Source organism: Kitasatospora paranensis, from assembly GCF_039544005.1.
Taxonomy (GTDB): domain Bacteria; phylum Actinomycetota; class Actinomycetes; order Streptomycetales; family Streptomycetaceae; genus Kitasatospora; species Kitasatospora paranensis.
On record NZ_BAABKV010000001.1, the window covers coordinates 3,159,310 to 3,180,083 of the forward strand.

Here is a 20,774-nt window from a genome sequence, read left to right on the forward strand (position 1 = left end):
GCTGCGACGCGCGTGGGGCGGGCGCCCGACCGGACGCCCGCCCCACCTCAGCCCTGCGGTGCCGCGCGGCGGCGGCTCAGTTCCAGATCGTCGCGTTCTTGGACTCGGTCGACTGGTAGCTCTGGGCCGCGTTGTCGAGCGAGGTCGAGATCTGCTGCAGCACCTGCTGCAGGTCGGCGGCCTTGGCGTCCCAGGTCGCCTGGCGGGCCTGGTAGCCCTCGCGCGCGCTGCCCTCCCAGCTCTGGGCGATGCGCTGCACGCCGGCCTTCAGCTCGTCCAGCTGCGACTGGATGCGCTGGGCGGTCTGCCGGACCTCGGAGGACGCGTTCTGGATGGTCGAGAAATTGACGAGAATGTGGCTGCCGTCGGACATGGTTTCTCCTAGTCGATGGATGCGCGTCGGCCCGGTCCCCACCGGGCCGAGGGCTGAGGCTTACGAACCGGCGGGGCTCAGAAGGAGCCGCCGACACCCGTCATCGAGGACTGCTGGTCCTGCTCGGTCTGGGCGTAAGCCTTGGTGGTCGCCTCGATCGCCTGCTTGATCTCGTCGAGCACCTTGTTCAGCGCCTGCGCGTCCTCGTTGAAACGGGACTGCATCTGCTTGTAGGCCGTCGCGGCCTGGCCCTGCCAGCCCGACGAGACCGAGTCGACCAGCGAGTTGAGCCGCTGGATCTCACCCTGGACCTGCGCGTTCACCTCGCCGATGCGGTTGGCGAATGCCGTCATTTCCTCAGCGGTCGTCCTGAACTGACCAGCCATGATCCACCGTCCCCCATGAGACAGACATTGTGTCCGGATAGTCGTGACACGGCCTACCCGGGGACACCAGCGTATGTGCCCCCCAGCACTGTAGCCCTCGAACGCAAGTCCCCCAACACCGGGAGCCCGGTAGTTACCAGACCATGACACGCGCCCGGACGAGGCATTCTGACGCTACGTCACGCGCTCTGCGCCTGCTCCGCGGCCTTGCTGTTGAGCACGCCGCCGCCGGGCACCAGCACCGACCACGGCAGCGGGACGAGCACCGGATTGACCGACTTGAAGCCCAACCGGGCCTTGGCGTCGTCGTCCTGGCTGCCCGCCTGGGCCTGCTGCTGCTGCGGCGAGGGCGTCGGGTCCGGCGTGCCGGCGGCGCCGCCGTCGCCGTTGGCCTGCAGGGAGTAGCGCAGACCGGTCTCGGTGATCAGGAAGGTGCTGCCGGAGGTGTCCTGCGTACCGGAGCCGCCGTCGCCGTCCACCGCGCGGTAGAGCAGACCGTGACCCGGTGTCACGTGGGCGCTGGCGGAGCCGGTCGAAACCTTCGCGGGATAGTCGCTCGACGCCCACACGGTGCGCTTGATCTGCCCCTGGACGTACCCCTCGAACGTGCTGCAGATCACCGAACGGGTCGCCTTGGGGCCGACGTTGACCGGCGGCAGCGGCTTGGCGTCCGGCACGTCGCTCTTGTCCATGATCGACTGGTCGACGTCGCCGGAGAGCTCGGCGTTGCTGGCCGGGGAGAGCTCGTCGACCTTCGGGGTGACACCGGCGCCGTAGGCGACCGACAGGTCGGGGTCGTTGCGGATCAGCTCGGCCTGGAACGGGGTGATCGCGACCAGCTTGGTCTTCCCCACCACGTAGTAGGTGTTCTGGAAGTGCAGCAGGTGGCCCACCACCGCCTGGTTCGCGGGCAGCTTCACCTGGGACTTGATCTTCGAGTCCTTGCTGAAGCCGGGGATCTCGGGGAACTTGATCGGAGCCCCGGTGGCCAGGGTGTCCAGCCATGCCTGGGTGACCTGCTGGGGCTGGACCTGGTCGCCGAACAGGCCGGACTCCATCGCGCTGCGCCGCGCTCCGGTCAGGCTGACCTCGCCGACCGCGTGCTTGACGCCGTTCATGTCGACCAGGAACTTGCTGGCGTCCACGTCCTTGCGGATCGGCGGCGCCTGGACGTACAGCCCCTGGCCCTCGGAGAGCACCAGGTCGGGCTTGGCGAGGTTCTTGGCGTCCTGGTCCGCGGCGACGAACACGGCCTGGTTGATGGTGGCCTGGCTCGCGTCCGACCCGGGGCGGTCGCAGACCGACCACTTCTTGGCGTCGCCCGCGTCGTCCGAACCGGGCAGCCGGTCGGGCGCGTACGGGATGCCGATGGTGGCGCCGTGGTTCTTGTAGGCGTCGAGCACGCTGTCGGCGACCTGGACGACCTTCGAACCGGCCGGCAGCACCAACTTGGCCGAGGACATGTTGAGGACCTGGTGCAGGAACTTCTCGTGGCTGGTCGGGTCCTCCAGCACCACGTAGCGGGTGGTGGAGTCCTTGCCCTGGATGATGTTCTTGCCGTCGTCCCAGTTGACCGGCGCACTGGGCTTGATGACGCCCCACATGCCGAAGCCCGCCACGATGACCGCGCCGACCACGAAGCTCGGCAGCACCGCGCGCACCGGACGCGGGGCGTCCTCGTCGTTACCCCCTCCGCCGGGCTGCAGGAACGCCCCCACGGTGCGCTTGCGCGCGAAGTTGTAGGCGTTCAACTCGTCCCTGCGTGATGCCATGCTCGTCCCCGTCTCCCCTGTGTCCCCGGCGCCTGTCCGACCGTCAGTGATCCGCTCAGTGCGCGAGTCTGCCACCCTTCCCCGGCCCGGAGCCGGGGGCACCCCGAGGGCACCGGATGCTGCCAACCCTCTACGATGCGGCAGCAGACGGTGAGTACGGTAACGGGTACGGTTCGCCGATCGGAGAACCGGGCCTTGATATCTGATCAGAGAGGTTCACTCGGGGGATGCCAAGCCAGACCGCTCCAGCCCGACGCAGCGCCCCGCCCGGCCGCAGGTCGGGCAACCGGGGCTCCGACCCGGGCGGCCGTCGGGCCAGGTCGGCGCCCGCCGCCGCCGTCCCGCTGAAACTCCACCCCCGCCCGGGACTGCTCGGCAGCCGGCTCCAGCTCCAGCAGTTGGTCCTGCTGGAGGTCGCCGCCGCACTGGTGGCGGTCGGCTGGACGATCTCCCCGGCGATGGCCGGTGCCTTCGCCGTCCCGGCCGTGCTGCTGGTGGTGCTGGCCCTGCTGCCGCTCGGCGGGCGCACCGCTCCCGAGGCGATCCGGATCCGGATGGCGCTCAAGTCCCGCCGCAGGGAGGCGCAGTACAACGTGCCGCCGCCCGGCACCGACCCGGCGCTGGCTCCCGCGCTGGAGGTCGAGCCGGCGCTGCGCACCTACACCCACGCCACCGAGGCCGACCTCGGCGACGGCCGGCCGATCCGCCGCGAGGTCGGCATGGTCGGCGACGGCACCTTCTTCACGTCCGTCCTGCTGGTGCAGGCCAAGGACCAGCCGCTGCGGCCGGCCCGCACCGCCCTGCCGCTCCCGCTGGACATCGTCTGCTCGGCGCTGCAGGTCGACGACATCTCCCTGGAGTCCGTCCAGCTGGTGCAGCACACCCAGCCGGCGCCGGCCCCGCACCTGCCCGACCAGTCGCTGGCCGCCCGCGCCTACCACCAGCTGCCGGACGGCCCGGCGACGCCGGGACTGCGGCTCACCTGGGTCGCGCTCAAGCTCAACCCGGAGGCGTCGGCCACCGCGGTGCTCGCCCGCGGCGGCGGCGAGGACGGCGCGCGCAAGACCCTGCAGCGCGTCACCGACCAGCTCGCCGGACGGCTCAACGCGGCCGGCTTCACCGCCACCGTGCTGGACGAGCGCGAGCTGATCGCCGCGCTGGCCATCTCCATCTGCGCCAACCCGGTGGCCGTGGCCGGCCGGCAGGGCAGCGGCGGTGGCGGCGCGGCCGCCCGCCGCACCCAGGAGAGCAGCAAGTTCTGGCGGATCGACGACCGCTGGCACACCACGTACTGGATCTCCAAGTGGCCGCAGCTGAGCCGGCCGGGCGGCGCCCCGGGCCGGATCTCCGCCCCGGACCTGGTCAACCTGGTCACCGGCACCCCGGCGCTGGCGAGCACGTTCAGCCTGACCGCGAGCAAGGGCACCGGCGGCTCGTTCGCCGTCACCGGGCACGTCCGGGTCACCGGGCGCAGCGAGAGCGAGGTCGCCCAGGTCGGGCGGCTGGTGGAGTCCCGTGCGCAGAGCGCCGGGGTCGGCCTCACCCGCCTCGACCTGGAGCAGGCGCCCGGCCTGCTCGCCACGCTGCCCCTGGGAGGGACGTCCTGATGGCCTACCAGACCTACGCGGGGCAGACCCCGCAGCCCGCGGCCGAGCCCGCCTCCACCCTGCGGATCCGTCCGGGCTTCGGCCTGCGCGGCCCCCGCCGGGAGAAGCACGTGCTGACCGCCGAGGACCTCGGCGCGCTGTCCTTCCCGGTCGGCGACGACGGTGTGGTGATCGGCATCGACCCGCAGCAGCAGCCCGCGGTGATCGGCCTGTTCCGTCCGCAGGCGTACGAGGTGGTGCTGATCGGCGGCATGTGGACGGCGCAGGTGATCGCGCTGCGGGCCGCGGCGACCGGGGCCCGGGTGGCGGTGGAGACCGGCCGCCCGCAGGCCTGGGCGCCGATGGCGCAGGCCGCCGGCGGCGGCCAGCCGTGCGTGACGATCCACCAGGTGGGCCGGGTGGGGCCGCAGGGCGCCTCGGTGACCTCGCCGGTGCTGGTCGTGCGCGACCTCGGCGCGCGGCCGGCGCGCAGCCGGCTGTCGGCCGCGCCGTGGCAGACCACGCTGACGCTGCTGCCGTACCTGGGCCCGAACGCGACCCGGGTGCTCAACTCCGCGGACCTGGTGGGTGTGCAGCGGATCTCCCCGCAGGAGGCGGAGGTGGTCGCCCGGGTGCTGTCGCTCGGCGACCAGGAGGTCGCGGCGCTGCCGACGCTCGGTGAGAACATCACGCTGTGGGCGACCCGGATGCGGCGCCAGTACGTGATGACCAATCCGGGTGAGGCCGAGGCCCAGGTGCTGGGCGGGCCGCGCCGGATCGACTGACCGACCCCTCGCCCCGGGAGGCCCGTGCCGACGCGAGATCGGCCGGGCCTCCCGGCGCGACCGGGGAGGAATGGTGAGCATCCGGTGGGCGTTCACCCGATGGGCGGTCGTCACCGCCCTGATCAGCCATGCCCACCGCGCCGTCAGATCCGGCACCGCCTTCAGGTGACCGCGGATCACGGCCTAGTCTTGTTGCCCGAAGGCACCGCCGACAGCGGAACAGCGAGGGAGCCCCAGTGAGCAGCGATCGGGACGGCGTCTACGTCGGCGACAACGCGACGGAGGAGGACGACGACTGGTCGGACGAGCCCGACTACGCGCCCCCGTCCTGGTACACGCAGAGTGCGGCGCCGGCGCAGGACGCCCCGGCGGCGGCCGCGCCCGCGCAGCAGGTGCCGCCGCCCGCACCCGTCGCGCCGCAGCCGCCGGTGGCCGCGCAGCCCGCGGTGGCGCAGCCGCCGGCCCCGGTGCCCGCTCCCGCACCCGTCGCGCAGGCTCCGGCTCCCGCTCCTGTCGCGCCGCAGCCCGCGGTCGCCGAGCAGCCGCCCGCCGTGCCCGTCCCGCCGGCGCCGGAGCCGGTGCCGCCGGTCGCCGCGGCGCCGGTGGCGGACGCTCCCGCGCCGACGGCGCCTCCCGCGCCCGCTCCGGTGCACGCCGCACCGGTGGCCGAGGCGCCGGCGGCGCCGGCACCGCAGCCCGTGGTGCAGGAGCAGCCCCTCCCGCCGCAGCCGTGGCCGGCCCATCCGGAGCAGGGCGCGGCCTATCCGCCGCAGCAGCCCGGCCCGCCGGGGCCGGCGCCCCAGCCGTACCCGCCGCAGGCGGGTGTGCCGCAGCAGGGGCCGCCGCCCGGCCCTCAGCCGCAGCAGCCCCAGCAGCCCGGCCCGTGGCCGCCGCAGCAGCAGGCCGCGCCGCCGGCCCCGGGCCCCGGCCCGGCCCCGGTCGACCCGCGGGCCGGCGGCTGGCCGCAGCCGAACGCGTACCCGCAGGCGTACCCGCAGCAGGGTGCGATGCCGCAGGCCCCGGCCGCCTTCCAGCAGCCCGGCCCGCAGCAGGGCATGGCGCACGGTGCGGCGCTGGGCTACACCGCGGCGGTCGAGCTCTCCTCGGACCGGCTGCTGCGCGGCCAGCCGAAGGCCCAGCGGCAGCAGCCGCGGTTCCAGTTCGGCGGCAAGCAGGCGCAGGCCGACCGGGCCCGCAAGCTGGAGATCATCCGCACGCCGGTGATGAGCTGTTACCGGATCGCGGTGATCAGTCTCAAGGGCGGTGTCGGCAAGACCACGACCACCACCTCGCTCGGTGCCACGCTGGCCAGTGAGCGGCAGGACAAGGTCATCGCGATCGACGCCAACCCGGACGCCGGCACGCTCGGCCGCCGGGTGAAGCGGCAGACCGGCGCGACCATCCGCGACCTGGTGACGGCCATCCCGCACCTGCGCAGCTACATGGACATCCGCCAGTTCACCTCGCAGGACCTGCACTCGGGCCTGGAGATCCTGGCGAACGACGTCGACCCGGCCGTCTCGACGACCTTCGACGACTCGGACTACCGTCAGGTGATCCAGGTGCTCGGGCAGCACTACCCGATCATCCTGACCGACTCCGGCACCGGCCTGCTGTACAGCGCGATGCGCGGGGTGCTGGACCTCGCCGACCAGCTGATCATCGTCTCCACGCCGAGCGTGGACGGTGCGTCCAGCGCGTCGACCACGCTGGACTGGCTGTCCGCGCACGGTTACGCGGATCTGGTGCAGCGCAGCATCACCGTGGTGTCCGGGGTGCGCGAGACCAGCAAGATGATCAAGGTCGAGGACATCGTGGCGCACTTCCAGACCCGCTGCCGCGGCGTCGTGGTGGTGCCGTTCGACGAGAGCCTGGCCGCCGGCGCCGAGGTCAACCTGGCGATGATGCGGCCCAAGGTCCGGGACGCCTACTTCGAGCTGGCCACCCTGGTCGGCGAGGACATCGCGCGCGCCCAGCACGCGCAGCAGGCGGCCTGGGCCCAGCAGCAGGGGTACCCGCAGCACATGCAGCAGCAGCCCCCGCAGCAGCAGCCCTACCCGCCCCAGCAGGGGTACCCGCCGCAGCAGGGCTACCCCGGGCAGCCGGCCGCCGGCGCGCCGTGGGCCCCGCCGCCCGGCCAGGCCCCGCCGCCGTCCGGGTACGGGCACCCGCCGCAGGCCCAGCCCGGTGCCCAGCCGCTGCCGCAGGAGTGGCAGCAGGGCGGTCAGCCGGGGTACGGCTACCCGCCGCCGCAGGAGGGCCAGCAGCCGCCGCCCGGCTACGGGTACCCGCCGCCGCAGCAGTGACCGGCAGGGCCTGCCCGACAGGCCCTGCCCCCGAACGGCCGACAGGCCCCCGACACGGTGTGTCGGGGGCCTGTCCTCGTCCGAGGGGTCAGCCGGCCGGTTCGGTCAGCACGCGGGCCTGCTTGACGTCGTCGGCCATCCGCTCCAGCAGGGCGTCGATCGAGTCGAACTTCTCCATGCCGCGCAGGTACGCCAGGAAGTCCACGGCGACGTGCATCCCGTAGAGGTCGAGGCCGACCCGGTCGATGGCGTACGCCTCGACCGTGCGCGCGGTGCCGTCGAAGGTGGGGTTGGTGCCCACCGAGATCGCGGCCGGCATCACCTCGCCCGCCGCGGTCAGCCAGCCCGCGTACACGCCGTCGGCCGGGATCGCGCTGTGCGGCACGGTCTCCACGTTGGCGGTCGGGTAACCGAGTTCGCGGCCGCGCTGGGCACCGCGCACCACCACGCCCTCGACCCGGTGCGGCCGGCCGAGCACCTCGCCCACGCCCGCCACGTCGCCGGCCGCCACCAGTCGTCGGCACAGGCTGGACGAGAACGGCTCACCGTCGCCGGCCGCGCCGGTCACCTGGAGGTCGAGCACCTCGACCTCGAAGTCGTCGGCCCGGCCCAGCTCGGCGAGCAGCGCCACGTTGCCGGCCGCGCGGTGGCCGAAGCGGAAGTTCGGGCCCTCCACGACGGCCTTCGCGCGCAGCGCGTCGACCAGCACCGACCGCACGAAGAACTCCGGGGACTCCTGGGAGAACTCCAGGGTGAACGGCAGCACCAGCACCGCGTCCACGCCGAGCGCCTCGATCAGCTCGGCGCGCCGCGGCTGCGGGGCGAGCAGCGGCGGGTGGCTGCCCGGCCGGACGACCTCGCTGGGGTGCGGGTCGAAGGTGACGACGACGGACCGCGCGCCGAGCGCCCGGGCCCGGTCCACGACCCGCTCGATGATCAGCTGGTGGCCGCGGTGCACACCGTCGAACGATCCGATGGTGACGACGCTGCGCCCCCAGTCCCCGGGGATCTCCTCCAGGCCACGCCAGCGCTGCACCTGACCGCTCCTCGTTCCTCTGCCGCGCCCTCGCGGGGCGCTCGAACACTCAACCCGAACCCCTATAGCGTGCCATGCGCCCGGCTGCGCCTCGGCACCGGAAGGGTGTCCGGGCGGTTCGCCGGGATCAGGCGCGGGCCCGGCCGAGGTCGAGAGCCCCCTCGGCTGCGCGCAGGGCCGTCCGCTCGGACTCGGCGGCGGCGTACTGGGGGTCGCGCCCGGCGGCGGCCAGCTCGCGCAGCCGGGTGATGAGCGGGCCGTCCGGCGGGGGCGCGGCGGTGTCCGGCCAGTCGGCGAGCAACCGGGCCAGCGGGGCCGCCCGGCCCGCCGTGCGGACGAGTTCGGCGTCGGCGTCCGGCCAGTGGGCGGCGATCCGGCGGACGAGTTCGCGGGCCCGGGCGGGCGCGGCGCGTTCGCAGCTGTCGGCGAACCGGTCGAGGACGGCCGCCAGCACGCCCGGGTCGCGTTCGGCGGCCAGCAGGGCCTCCAGCTGCGCGGCCTCGGCCTCCTGGTCGCAGGCGGCGGCCAACACGGGTGCGAACACCTTCCGGACGGCGGTGGCGCCGGCGACGGCTTCGGCCACCAGCGGCCGGGCGTCCTGCCCGGCGGCCAGCAGCGCCTCCAGGTGTGCGGCCAACTGCCCTGCCCGCTCCGGGTGTTCGCGCAGCTGGTGAGCGGCGATCAGGACGCCCTGCCGGACGGTCGCGGCGCTCTCGGCGCCCGCCAGCAGGCGGAGCGCGTCGGTGAGCGGCGCCGCGGGGGCGGCCAGCCGGCGGCGGACGGCCGACAGGACCTCGTCCGGGTGGCCGTCCAGGGCCGGGGCGAGCGCGGACGCGCCGAGGAAGGGGTCGTCGGCGGCGTAGCCGGCCAAGGCCCGCGGCAGGTACTCGGCCCGGCTCGCGGGATCGCGCAGCAGCAGGGCGAGCGCGGCGCCGTGCAGCGCGGGTTCGTCCGTACGGGCGAGCAGGGTCAGCGCGGTGAAGCGGAGCAGGGCGCGTCCGGCCCGGTCTGCCTGCGGGGCCACCCGCAGGGCGTGCACGGCGGCCGCGACGTGGCGTTCCGGCCGCGGGTCGTGGCTCCACCGATCGACCGCGCGGCACAGCGCGGAGGGCTCCTCGACGGCCAGCCGGGCGAGCAGGGCGTCCGCCCGCGGGTGCCCGGCGTCGACCAGGGCCTCCGTCAACTCGTCGACGGCGAGCGAACGCTGGGCGAGCAGCAGGTCGTGGGTGAGGTCGGCGACGGTGGCTCCGGAGCCGTCCGCCAGCGGCTCGGCGCAGGCGAACCAGGTGCACAGCAGCGGAAGCACCGTGGCCGGGTCGGCGGCGATCAGGGCGCGGACGGCGGCGCGGTACGGGCCGTCCGCGGTCTCGGTGCGGACGAGGCGGCGCAGCAGGGCCGTCCGGTCGGCCGGGGCGAGCGGCAGGGCGGCCCACCAGCCGGGCGGGAAGGCGGGGTGGCGGGTGAGGCGTTCGAGCAGCGTGCGGTGGACGGCCAGGTCGGGGGCGGCGGGCAGCACGGCGGTGAGCAGGTGGGCGGCCCACCAGGCGGCGTCGGCGTCCGGCTCGTCGGTGTCCAGGGCGAGCCGCAGCCGGTGCAGCCAGACGTCGAGGGCCTCGGCGCCGCGGGTGTCGGCGATCCGGTGGAGTGCGGCGGCGACCGGGCCGAGCCGGTGCCGCGGGACGCCGTGCGCGGCCTCGCCGGGCGCCGGCCGGCCGGCTTCCCGCTCCCCCGGCGCCGGGTGCGGCGGCTGCCCGTCGACGAGCAGCCGCAGCGCCCCGTCGAGGTCGAGGTGACGCCCCTGCAGCCAGTCGGCCGGGTCCTCGGCGGCGAGCCGGAAGCCCGCCCCGGCCCGGACGAACAGCCCCTCGGCCAGGACGGCCGGACCCCAGCCGCCGACGGCGGGGAACAGCCGCTCGAACTCGTCCGCGGTGAGGGCGGCGTGGCCCGCGCCGAGCAGCTGCCGGGCGGCCTCGTGCACCCGGCCGGCGACCACGGTGGCGGTGCGGCGCAGCCGGGCGGTGTCCTCGTCGCCGGGCGGCGGTGCGCCGCGCCGGTGCGCGCCCGGCCGGCGGTCGTCCGCGGCGGCGATCCGGCGGGCGATCCGCAGGCACTGGAGGTCGAGGTGGGCCGCGTACAGCTCGCCGCGGCCGCCGGGCCGGCCGGTCACGCCAGCGGCCCGCAGGTCGCCCGCGATCCGCAGGGTCTGCGGGTGGGCGGCGTCGGCGGGTGCGAGCAGCGCGGGGTCGGCGCCGTGCCGGCGGGCCACCCGCTCGGCGGCGTCCGGGGGCAGCGGGCCGAGCACCAGGACGGGGCCGACGCCGGCCGGGCGGCTCTCGGGACGGCAGGCGAGCAGCAGCCGGGCGCCGTGGTCGGCGAGCCAGCGGGCGGTGTCGGCGTGCCAGTCGGGGCGGGGTGCGGCCGGGGCCTCCTCGGGTGCGTCGAGCAGCACCAGCAGGGGGCGGCCGGACGCGGCGCACAGCCGGGCGGCCTCGGCCGGGTCGGGGGCGGGTGCGCCGAGGGTGCGGGCCGCCGCGCCGAGGACCCGGGCGGCGGCGTCGGCGAGCGAGCGGTCGGCGGGGTCGAGGTCGGCGCCGCGCACCCAGAGGGTGGGCAGCGGTCGCGGCCCGGTGGCGCGGCGGACGGCCAGAGCGGCGAGTTCGGTGCTGCGGCCGCTGCCGGCGGCGCCGGTGAGGACGGTGGCCGGGTGCTGGGGTTCCTCGCCGGTGAGGCCGTCGGGGCGGTCGACGCGGTCGGCGGCGAGGTCGGCGATCCGGGCGGGCCCCGCGGTGGCGGCGTCGAGTTGGGCGGCGGCGATCCGCAGCAGGCCGCCGAGGTTGAGATCGGGGCCGAAGGCGGGGGCGCTCTCGGCGTTGCGCAGCAGGACGTCCGCGGGCAGGCCGGCGGCGAGCGGGGCGGCGGCGACGGTGTCGGGCCTGTCGCCGCGCAGTGCGGGGGCCAGCAGCGCGAGGACGGCGCCGGTCTCGGCGTCCAGGACGGGTGCGCCGGCCTCGGGGACGGGCGCGGAGGGCGGCAGCCGGATCAGCAGGGCGCCGGGGACGGTGTGGAACCCGTCCGCGTCGGTGGGCTGGACGGCGGTGCAGTGCCCCACCACGACGCCGGGCAGCAGGACCGGCCCGGCGCCGGGTGCGCCCGGGTGGAGGACGGTGACCAGGCGGCGGTCGGTGCGGCCGGTGACCGGCGGCACGGCGGTGGGCGGCCCGTCCGGGTGGCCGGTGTGCAGCAGGGCGAGGCCGTGGCCGGGCAGCAGCCGGACGGCGCCCGGGCCGAGCGGCCGGGCGGTGCCGTCGGGCAGGCGCAGGACGGCCTCGGTGAGGCCTGCGACGGCCTGGTAGGCGGTGACCGCCGTGCCCTGCCGGTCGACGGGCAGGGCGAGCCCGTGCGGGCGTCCCTGGCCGTCCGTGACGACGAGCGGGGCCCAGGCGGCCTCGGTCCGCCGTTGCCCCGCCGTGCTGCCCGGCTGGTGTCTGCCTGTCATGCGCCCCGCCCTCCCGCCGGGCCGGGAAGCGGTCGGCCCGGCTGCCGTACGCCGCCGGGGAGTGTGCCCGGGGCGGGCGGTGCGGCACCGTGCACGCGCCGTTCACCACACCGGTTCACCTCGCGCGCTCGCCCGCACGAGTGAAAAGGAGCGGCCATGTCGGCGTGTCGCCCGGCGGGGGCGGCGGAGTCTGCCTGCGGCGGCAGCGGGACTGCCGGCGGTGGGTCAGCCCACGAAGACGGCGACCGGCTTGGCGCTGCCGCCCTTCTCCTCGACCAGGGCCAGGAAGCGGCCGTCCGGGTCGAAGACCGCGATCGGGCCGTCGACGCCGAGCCCCGGCGCCTTGAGCTTCATGCCGGTGGAGAGCTGCCGCGCCTGGTCGGCGTCGACGTCCCAGCGCGGGAAGGCGGCGGCCGCGGCCTCGGCGATGGGCAGCACCTCCAGCTTCTCCTCCAGCTGCTCCAGGGTGCGCGCGTGCTCCAGGCCGTAGGGGCCGACGCGGGTCCGGCGCAGTGCGGTGAGGTGGCCGCCGACGCCGAGCGCGGCGCCGAGGTCGCGGGCGAGCGCCCGGATGTAGGTGCCGGAGGAGCACTCGACCGTGACGTCGAGGTCGGTCACCGGGGTGCCGTCCTCGGCGACCGCGGAGCGCTGCGCGTGGACGGTGAAGGAGTGCACGGTGGTGGGCCGGGCGGCGAGTTCGAAGTCCTCGCCCTCGCGGACCCGGGCGTACGACCGCTTGCCGTCGATCTTGATCGCGGACACCTTCGACGGGACCTGCATGATCTCGCCGGTCAGCGCGGCGATCCCGGCATCGATCGCCTCCCGGGCGACGGCGTCGGCGGGCACCGAGGCGGTGACCTCGCCCTCCCGGTCGTCGGTGATCGTGGTCTGGCCGAGCCGGACGGTGGCCTCGTAGGTCTTGCTGGTGAGCATCAGGTGGCCGAGCAGCCGGGTGGCCCGCTCGACGCCGATCACCAGGATGCCGGTGGCCATCGGGTCCAGCGTGCCGGCGTGGCCGACCTTGCGGGTGCCGGCCAGCCATCGCAGTTTGGCGACCACCCCGTGCGAGGTGATGCCCTCCGGCTTGTCGACGATGACGAGGCCGTCAGGACCGGTTCCCTTGCGCTTCATGGGTTCTTTCTCTGGCTGTGGGGTCTGGCAGTGGCGGAGCGGCTGTGGCGTTCCGGCAGTGGCGGAGCGACGGCGTCGGTGCGGGGTGTCAGGAGGGCAGTGCGGCGCGGAAGCGCGCCACCACGGCGTCGACCTCGTCGCGCACGGCGAAGCCGGCCGCGTACACGTGGCCGCCGCCGCCGAGCTCGCCGCAGGCCGCGGCGACGTCGACGGCCCCCTTGGAGCGGCTGGAGCCGCGCAGGGTGCCGTCCGGGTCCTGCTTGAGCACCAGCGCGACCTCTGCCTCGGCCGGGCGGCGCAGCACGTCGATCAGGCCCTCGATCTCCTCGACGGTGACGCCGAACAGGGCGAGGTCCTGGTAGGGCACCCACGTCCAGACCAGGCCCCGGCCGCCGGCCGCGGCGGGCTCGTACACCGCCCGGTCCAGGGCGGCGGCGAGCACCTTCAGGTAGCCGAAGGAGCCGGTGTCCCAGAGCTGGCGGGAGATCAGGTCGTGCCGGATGCCGGTCGCCAGCAGCCGGCCGGCCAGCTCGTGGGTGGCCGGGGTGGTGGCGGCGTACTTGAAGGAGCCGGTGTCGGTGGCGACGCCGGTGTACAGGCAGGTGGCCAGCTCCTGGTCGAGCCCGACGCCGAGGCGGCGCAGCAGCTCGTCGACGAGCACCGCGGTGGCCGGCGCGCCCGGGTCGATGAGGCGGTGGGTGCCGAAGCCCGGGTTGGACGCGTGGTGGTCGAGGACCACCAGGACGGGCGCGGCGAACGCCTTGGCGTGCAGCAGGCCGAGCCGGCTCTCCGAGGCCACGTCGAAGCAGAGCACCATCTCCGGCACGTCGGGGACGGCCGAGGCGGGCACGATCAGCTCCTGACCGGGCAGGAAGGACAGCGACTCGGGGATGATCTGCGGGTCGTCACCGAAGGAGACCCGTACCTCGTGGCCGAGGCCGCGCAGCGCGAGGCCGGCCGCGAGGGCGGAGCCCAGCGCGTCACCGTCGGGATTGATGTGGCAGATCAGGTCGAGGCTGGTGGCCCGTCCGATCGCCTGGACCACCCGCTGCCACTCGTGCTCCAGGCCGGACGCCTCCGCGCGCGGGCCCGGAAGCGCCACGAGGGCAGGTGCCACCGTGCTGGTGGAACCCGCCCCCGCGGTACCGGCCGCCATCGGCTCGCCGGTCATGTCTACTCGTCCTCGTCCGCGTCGTCGTGCGAACCGGGCGTGCGGTACGGGTCCGCCTCGCCGGCGTACGTGGCGCCGGCCGCCGCGGTGCGGACGGCCGCGTCGGACAGCCGCGCCTTGTCGAGCAGGTCGTCGATGTTCTTGGCGTTGTCCGGCAGGGCGTCCGCGACGAACGTCAGGGTCGGCGTGAACCGGACCCCGGTCTGCCGGCCGACCTCGGAGCGGAGCACGCCCTTGGCGCTCTCCAGCGCCGCAGCGCTGGCCTCCCGCTCGGTCTCGTCACCGTAGACGGTGTAGAAGACCGTGGCCTCGCGCAGATCGCCGGTGACCCGGGCGTCCGTGATGGTCACGTACCCCAGACGCGGGTCCTTGATCCGGCGCTGCAGGGTCTCGGCGACGACCACCTGGATGCGGTCGGCGAGCTTGCGCGCCCTTGCGGTGTCGGTCACGTTGCCTCCTCGTGCGATGGGCGCGGTACCCGGGTCGGTCGCGCACCCGGCGGAGCCTCTGCCCCAACGTACCTGCCCGCGCCCAGCCTTGTGGGCGCTCTCGGTCCTGATCGGTGTGACGGTGGCGACTCCCGGCCTGCGGGAGCACGGTCGCCGCACTCTTGCTCACTCATCGTCGTCGTTGTGGTGGCGTCTCCGTGCGGAGAGCAGCATCACCTCGGGGCGGCCGGCGACGAACCGCTCACAGCTGTCCAGGATCTCGGTGACGTACGCGACGTCCCCGGCGACCACCGCGCAGCCGATCTCGGCCCTGCGGTGGAGGTCCTGGTTCCCGACTTCGGCAGCGCACACGCTGTACTTGCGCTGCAGTTCGGCCACGATGGGCCGCACGATCGAACGCTTCTCCTTCAGCGAGTGGACGTCGCCGAGGAGGAGGTCGAAGGTGAGTGTTCCTACGAACATGTGTGACAGGTCAGAGCCGACCTGGAGGCCTCGAAGAGATCCCGCTCAGGGACGTACGAGGACCCTACACAGCGAGACCGGGGCCGGTCGACGGGTTATGCAACCCGTCGACCGGCCCCGGCAGCCGGCGCTTACGCGCGCGGCTTCTCGCGCATCTCGTAGGTCTCGATGACATCGTCGACCTTGATGTCGTTGTACGAGCCCAGGGTCACACCGGCCTCGAAGCCCTCGCGGACCTCGGTCGCGTCGTCCTTGAAGCGGCGCAGGCCCTCGATGTTGAGGTTCTCCGCCACCAGTCGGCCGTCGCGCAGCAGGCGAGCCTTGGTGTTGCGCCGGATGATGCCCTCGCGAACGATGACACCGGCGATGTTGCCGAACTTGGAGGAGCGGAAGACCTCGCGGATCTCCGCGGAGCCGAGGCGCACCTCCTCGTACTCGGGCTTGAGCAGGCCCTTGAGCGCCGCCTCGATCTCCTCGATCGCCTGGTAGATGACCGAGTAGTACCGGATGTCGACGCCTTCGCGCTCGGCCGCGGTACGGGCACGCCCCTCGGCGCGCACGTTGAAGCCGATGATGATGGCGTCCGAGCCCATCGCCAGGTCCACGTCGGACTCGGTGATGGCACCCACACCGCGGTGCAGGATCCGGAGCTCGACCTCCTCGCCCACGTCGAGCTTGACGAGGGCGTCCTCGAGGGCTTCGACGGAACCGGAGACGTCACCCTTGATGATGAGGTTGAGCTTCTCGATGTTGCCGGCGGCCAGAGCGGCCTCCAGGCCCTCCAGCGAGACCCGCACGCGGCGCTGCGCGAAGGACGCGTTGCGGTCGCGGGCGGCGCGCTTCTCGGCGATCTGGCGAGCGGTGCGGTCCTCGTCGACGACGATGAAGCTGTCGCCGGCGCGGGGCACCGAGGTCAGACCGAGCAGCAGGACCGGACGGGACGGGCCGGCCTCGGAGAGGCTGTTGCCGTTCTCGTCGAGCATGGCGCGGACGCGGCCGTAGGCGTCGCCCACGACGACCGAGTCGCCGACGCGGAGCGTGCCGCGCTGGACGAGCAGCGTCGCCATGGCGCCGCGGCCCTTGTCCAGGTGGGCCTCGATCGCGATGCCCTGGGCGTCCTGCTCCGGGTTGGCCCGCAGGTCGAGCGAGGCGTCCGCGGTCAGGACCACGGCCTCCAGGAGCTCCTCGATGTTGAGGCCCTGGCGCGCGGAGATGTCGACGAACATGGTGTCGCCGCCGTACTCCTCGGCCACCAGACCGAACTCGGTCAGCTGACCGCGGACCTTGGTCGGGTCGGCGCCCTCGACGTCGATCTTGTTGACCGCGACCACGATCGGCACACCGGCGGCCTTGGCGTGGTTGAGCGCCTCGACCGTCTGCGGCATGACGCCGTCGTTGGCCGCGACCACCAGGATCGCGATGTCGGTGGACTTGGCACCACGGGCACGCATGGCGGAGAACGCCTCGTGACCGGGGGTGTCGAGGAAGGTGATGCGGCGCTCCTCGCCGTTCACCTCGGTCTGCACCTGGTAGGCACCGATGTGCTGGGTGATGCCACCGGCCTCGCCCGCGACCACGTTGGTCTTGCGGATGGCGTCGAGCAGGCGGGTCTTTCCGTGGTCGACGTGACCCATGACGGTGACGACCGGCGGGCGCGCCTCCAGCATGTCCTCGTCGCCCTCGTCGACACCGAAGTCGATGTCGAACGACTCGAGCAGCTCGCGGTCCTCGTCGTCCCGGCTGACGATCTCCAGGACGAAGCCCATCTCCTGGGCCAGCATCTCGAGCGTCGCGTCGGAGACCGACTGGGTCGCGGTGACCATCTCACCGAGGTTGAACATCACCGAGACGAGCGCGGCCGGGTTGGCGTTGATCTTCTCCGCGAAGTCCGTCAGCGAGGCACCGCGCGACAGGCGGACCGACTGGCCGTTGCCGCGGGGCAGCATCACACCGCCGACGGACGGGGCCTGCATGGCCTCGTACTCCTGGCGCTTCGCCCGCTTCGACTTGCGACCACGGGCCGGACGGCCACCGGGGCCACGGCCGAAGGCACCCTGCGTGCCACCACGGGCACCCGGGCCGCCGGGACGGCCGCCGAAGCCACCGGGACGGGCACCGCCGCCACCGAAGCCGCCGCCGCCACCGGCGCCGCCACCCGGACGGGGGCCGCCGAAGCCGCCACCCGCGGGACGCGAGCCGGGACCGGCCGGACGACCGGCGAAGCCGGGACGGGCACCGCCGGCGCCGCCACCCGGACGGGCGCCGGGGCCGCCACCCGGGCGCGGGCCCGGACGCGGGCCGGGACCGGCCGGACGCTGCGGCATCATGCCGGGGTTCGGACGGGGCATGCCGGACGGGCTGGGCCCACCCGGACGCGGACCGGCCGGACGGGGCATGCCGTCCGGACGCGGACGGTCGCCACCGGGACGCGGGGCGCCACCGGCACCGGGCGCACCGGCACCCGGACGCGGACGGTCGCCGCCCGGACGCGGGGCGCCACCGGCACCCGGACCGCCCGGACGCGGACGGTCGCCACCGGGACGCGGGGCGCCACCGGCACCGGGCGCACCGGCACCCGGACGCGGACGGTCACCCGCGGGACGCGGGGCACCCGCACCCTGGCCGCCGGGACGGCGCTCGCCGGGGCGGGCCATGCCGGTGTTGCTGGAGGTGAAGGGGTTGTTGCCCGGACGCGGGCCGGCCGGACGCGGGCCCGGACGGGCCGCGGGGTTGGCCGGACGCGGAGCGGCCGGACGGGACTCGCGCGCCTCGCCGGCCGGGGCCGGGGAGGAGAACTCGGCCGCAGGAGCGGCCGGAGCCGCGGGTGCAGCGGCCGCGGCGGGACGCGCCGCCGGGCGCGGGCCCGGGGTCGGCGCACCGGCGGGACGCGGTGCCGCGGGGGCGGCGGCGGCCGGCGCGGCGGGAGCCGCAGCGGCCGGAGCCTGGGTGGGACGGGGGCCCGGCGTCACGGTGGGACGCGGGCCGGGGGTGGGCGCACCCGGCCTGGGTGCAGCCGCGCCGGGGGCACCGGCGGGCGTGGGCGCCGCGGGCTTCCGCGGGCCAGGCTTGGCGGAGGAGCCACCGGCAGGCGGCGTCGCTCCCAAAGCATCAGTCAACTTGCGAACGACCGGCGCCTCAATCGTCGAGGACGCCGAACGCACGAACTCGCCGAGCTCGGTGAGCTTGGCCATGACGGCCTTGCTCTCCAAGCCAAGCTCCTTGGCGAGTTCATATACCCGGACCTTAGCCACTTCGCTCCTGTCTATCCGTCCGGGGGTAATCGTCCGCCGGACTGTCGCTACTTCATGGGCGTACTCATCGCGTACTCATCGAGTGCTCATCGCAATCTCGACCTACTTCCATCTCGCGAGGTACCTGACGTTTTCGCGCCGCACACGGGTGACCGTGCGCTGCGCCCTGCTGTGGTGCTCCGCCGCGCCTGAGGACTCAGGACGCCGGGGTGACTCCCGCCCGCTGCCCGACGTACGCCCGGAGCGCATCGGTGTCGAGCGACCCCTGGAGCCGGAAGGCCCTGGGGAACGCCCGACGGCGGACCGCGAGGTCGAGACAGGCGAGGTCGGGGTGCAGATGTGCACCCCGCCCCGGCAGCGCGCCGCGGTGGTCGGGGACGCAGGCGCCCTCAACCGCCACGACACGCAGCAGCTCGTGCTTGGCCGCGCGCTTGCGGCAGCCCACGCAGGTGCGTTCCGGGCATGCTCGGACATGCGTCCGGCCAGACAACCTCAAGTCTACCCCTCCGAAGGGACATGCCGCCGCCCGCCGATCACGGCCGGGCGACCATGACGGTCAACGACGGGCCCGGCGGCCCTATTCCTGGGGCCCCTCGGCGGGCGCCTCGGTGTCCGGACGGATGTCGATCCGCCAGCCGGTGAGGCGGGCGGCCAGGCGGGCGTTCTGCCCCTCCTTGCCGATCGCCAGCGACAGCTGGTAGTCCGGCACGATCACCCGTGCGGACCGCTGGGCGTAGTCGACGATCTCCACCTTCGTCACCCGCGCGGGGGACAGCGCGGCGGCGACCATCTCCGCCGGGTCCTCCGACCAGTCGACGATGTCGATCTTCTCGCCGTGCAGCTCGGCCATCACGTTGCGGACCCGGCTGCCCATCGGACCGATGCAGGCGCCCTTGGCGTTCAGCCCCTGCCGGCGCGACCAGACCGCGATCTTGGTGCGGTGGCCGGCCTCACGGGCGATCGCGGCGATCTCCACCGAACCGTCGGCGATCTCCGGGACCTCCAGCGCGAACAGCCGCTTCACCAGGTTCGGGTGGGTCCGCGACAGGGTCACGGACGGGCCGCGGACACCGCGGCGCACACCCACCACGTAGCACTTGAGGCGGGTGCCGTGCGCGTACACCTCGCCGGGCACCTGCTCCTGCGGCGGCAGCAGCGCCTCCAGCTTGCCGATGTCGACCAGGATGGCCTTCGGGTCCTGGCCCTGCTGGACGACACCGGTGACGATGTCGCCCTCCTTGCCGGCGTACTCGCCGAACGTCTGGTCGTCCGCCGCGTCGCGCAGCCGCTGCAGGATGACCTGCTTGGCGGTCGACGCCGCGATCCGGCCGAAGCCGCTCGGGGTGTCGTCGAACTCCTTGGGCTCGACGCCCTCGTCCAGCTCGGCCGCGTCCTCCAGCGCCCAGACCGTCACATGCCCGCTCTGGCGGTTCAGTTCGACGCGGGCGCGGCGGCGCGAACCCTCGGTGCGGTGGTACGCGATGAGGAGCGCCGACTCGATCGACTCGACCAGCAGGTCGAACGGGACGCCCTTCTCGGTAACCAGCCCACGCAGGGCGCTCATGTCGATGTCCACGGCTACGCCTCCTCTTCTTCGTTCAGGTTCATGGGGGTGTCGCGGTTACGCGTCGTCGTCGGAGTCGTCGGAGTCGTCCGCGATGTCGGGCGCCTCGTCGAGCAGCGCCTCGTCCTTGCGGTTGAACTCCACCTGCACCCGGGCCCGGGCCACCTCGGTGAACTCCAGGCGGCGCTCCTTCGGGCGGCCGCGGCCCTTCACCGGCTGCACCTCCACCAGGGCGCCGACCTCGTCGCTCTCCAGGATCCGCGCCGTGATCTCACCGCCGTCCACCAGGACGACGTTGGCCAGCCGGCCCTCGGCCCGGCGCCAGTGGCGGGGCTCGTCGAGCGGGCGCTCGGCACCCGGGGAGCCGACCTCCAGCACGTACGCGGCGCTGCCCATCAGGTCGGAATCGTCCAGGGCCTGACCGACCAGGCGGCTGAACTCGGCGATCGCATCGAGGTCCACACCGCCGTCGGCGTCCACGTCGATCTGCACCTGGCGGCGGTTGCCGGCCTGGGAGACCTTGACGTCCTCGAGATCGAGACCGGCCTCGGCGGCCAGAGGTTCCAGCAGCGCACGCAGCCGCTCGATCGGGGGGTGCTCATCCGGGTGACTCCTCGGCCGCGTCTGCTGTTGTCAGGTGCTAACTCATCGCGCAGCCTATCCGGTCCACCCCGCAACCGCCGATTCCGACCGTGCCCCCCGCCCGGGTGACAGCGCCCGCTGCGAGCAAGGTCACAGCGGACGGGCCCGGGCCCGGTGCCCGGCGGCGGTGCACCCCCTGCGATGATCTACCCAGACCAGGGGGCGGTCCACCGCCCCGCCCGGCGAGCCAGCAGGAGCCCGCACGATGCCGTCCCCGACCCGGCGGACCGTCCTCACGCTCGGCGCCCTGGCCGGGGCACTGCTGACGGCCGGCTGCACCACGGACGGCAAGGACCGGAACGGCACCGCCCGCCCCGACCCGGACCTGCCGCTGCGCACCCGCGCGGTCGCCGCCACCGACACC

General features: G+C 74.5%; 16 protein-coding genes. 3 read left to right on the forward strand and 13 right to left on the reverse strand.

The window, feature by feature from the left end:
- Nucleotides 1-76: 76 nt before the first annotated feature.
- The 3 genes from ABEB13_RS15385 to ABEB13_RS15395 all read right to left on the reverse strand — a co-directional run bounded on the left by ABEB13_RS15385 (nt 77) and on the right by ABEB13_RS15395 (nt 2,531).
- Entirely contained in the window at nt 77-373 is a 297-nt protein-coding gene (locus tag ABEB13_RS15385; RefSeq protein ID WP_100890121.1) for a WXG100 family type VII secretion target, read from the reverse strand.
- A gap of 77 nt (nt 374-450) precedes the next feature.
- The gene (locus ABEB13_RS15390) at nt 451-759 is read right to left on the reverse strand and encodes a WXG100 family type VII secretion target (protein WP_100890120.1); all 309 of its coding nucleotides are present in this window, start codon (nt 757-759) and stop codon (nt 451-453) included.
- A gap of 179 nt (nt 760-938) precedes the next feature.
- Nucleotides 939-2,531 carry a type VII secretion protein EccB gene (locus tag ABEB13_RS15395; protein WP_345705977.1) on the reverse strand — a complete coding sequence of 531 codons (1,593 nt, stop codon included), beginning with the start codon at nt 2,529-2,531 and terminating at the stop codon, nt 939-941.
- A 227-nt stretch (nt 2,532-2,758) separates the two neighbouring features.
- On the opposite strand from ABEB13_RS15395, the gene eccE reads away from it, so the two are divergent.
- The 3 genes from eccE (at nt 2,759) to ABEB13_RS15410 (ending at nt 7,208) form a co-directional block, all read left to right on the forward strand.
- Nucleotides 2,759-4,138, forward strand: a complete 1,380-nt coding sequence (gene eccE / locus ABEB13_RS15400) for a type VII secretion protein EccE (RefSeq protein ID WP_345705978.1) — start codon at nt 2,759-2,761, stop codon at nt 4,136-4,138.
- Nucleotides 4,138-4,902 carry a hypothetical protein gene (locus ABEB13_RS15405; protein WP_345705979.1) on the forward strand — a complete coding sequence of 255 codons (765 nt, stop codon included), beginning with the start codon at nt 4,138-4,140 and terminating at the stop codon, nt 4,900-4,902. The genes eccE and ABEB13_RS15405 overlap by 1 nt, the downstream gene beginning before the upstream one ends.
- A 236-nt stretch (nt 4,903-5,138) precedes the next feature.
- A complete protein-coding gene (locus ABEB13_RS15410; protein ID WP_345705980.1) occupies nt 5,139-7,208 on the forward strand; it encodes a nucleotide-binding protein in 2,070 nt (689 codons plus the stop codon).
- Nucleotides 7,209-7,296: 88 nt separating this feature from the next.
- Here ABEB13_RS15410 and ABEB13_RS15415 read toward each other — a convergent pair whose 3' ends face one another.
- The 10 genes from ABEB13_RS15415 to rimP all read right to left on the reverse strand — a co-directional run bounded on the left by ABEB13_RS15415 (nt 7,297) and on the right by rimP (nt 20,356).
- A complete protein-coding gene (locus ABEB13_RS15415; RefSeq protein WP_345705981.1) occupies nt 7,297-8,244 on the reverse strand; it encodes a bifunctional riboflavin kinase/FAD synthetase in 948 nt (315 codons plus the stop codon).
- Between the two features lie 127 nt (nt 8,245-8,371).
- Nucleotides 8,372-11,740, reverse strand: coding sequence for a serine protease (locus ABEB13_RS15420; RefSeq protein WP_345705982.1), 3,369 nt, complete (start codon nt 11,738-11,740; stop codon nt 8,372-8,374).
- A gap of 225 nt (nt 11,741-11,965) precedes the next feature.
- Nucleotides 11,966-12,871, reverse strand: a complete 906-nt coding sequence (gene truB, locus ABEB13_RS15425) for a tRNA pseudouridine(55) synthase TruB (protein WP_345705983.1) — start codon at nt 12,869-12,871, stop codon at nt 11,966-11,968.
- A gap of 88 nt (nt 12,872-12,959) precedes the next feature.
- Nucleotides 12,960-14,042 (reverse strand): DHH family phosphoesterase, encoded by a 1,083-nt coding sequence (locus ABEB13_RS15430; RefSeq protein WP_345705984.1) that lies wholly within the window; start codon nt 14,040-14,042, stop codon nt 12,960-12,962.
- A 2-nt stretch (nt 14,043-14,044) separates the two neighbouring features.
- Complete coding sequence (gene rbfA / locus ABEB13_RS15435; RefSeq protein WP_100890112.1) at nt 14,045-14,491, reverse strand: 30S ribosome-binding factor RbfA; 447 nt, start codon at nt 14,489-14,491, stop codon at nt 14,045-14,047.
- A gap of 165 nt (nt 14,492-14,656) precedes the next feature.
- On the reverse strand, nt 14,657-14,953 hold the full coding sequence (locus tag ABEB13_RS15440) for a DUF503 domain-containing protein (RefSeq protein ID WP_100890111.1): 297 nt from the start codon (nt 14,951-14,953) through the stop codon (nt 14,657-14,659).
- Nucleotides 14,954-15,084: 131 nt separating this feature from the next.
- On the reverse strand, nt 15,085-18,204 hold the full coding sequence (infB, locus tag ABEB13_RS15445; RefSeq protein WP_345705985.1) for a translation initiation factor IF-2: 3,120 nt from the start codon (nt 18,202-18,204) through the stop codon (nt 15,085-15,087).
- Nucleotides 18,205-18,400: 196 nt separating this feature from the next.
- Nucleotides 18,401-18,694 carry a YlxR family protein gene (locus ABEB13_RS15450; RefSeq protein ID WP_345709678.1) on the reverse strand — a complete coding sequence of 98 codons (294 nt, stop codon included), beginning with the start codon at nt 18,692-18,694 and terminating at the stop codon, nt 18,401-18,403.
- An 87-nt stretch (nt 18,695-18,781) separates the two neighbouring features.
- A complete protein-coding gene (gene nusA, locus ABEB13_RS15455; protein ID WP_345705986.1) occupies nt 18,782-19,780 on the reverse strand; it encodes a transcription termination factor NusA in 999 nt (332 codons plus the stop codon).
- 45 nt (nt 19,781-19,825) lie between these two features.
- On the reverse strand, nt 19,826-20,356 hold the full coding sequence (gene rimP, locus ABEB13_RS15460) for a ribosome maturation factor RimP (protein WP_345709679.1): 531 nt from the start codon (nt 20,354-20,356) through the stop codon (nt 19,826-19,828).
- Nucleotides 20,357-20,774 lie beyond the last annotated feature (418 nt).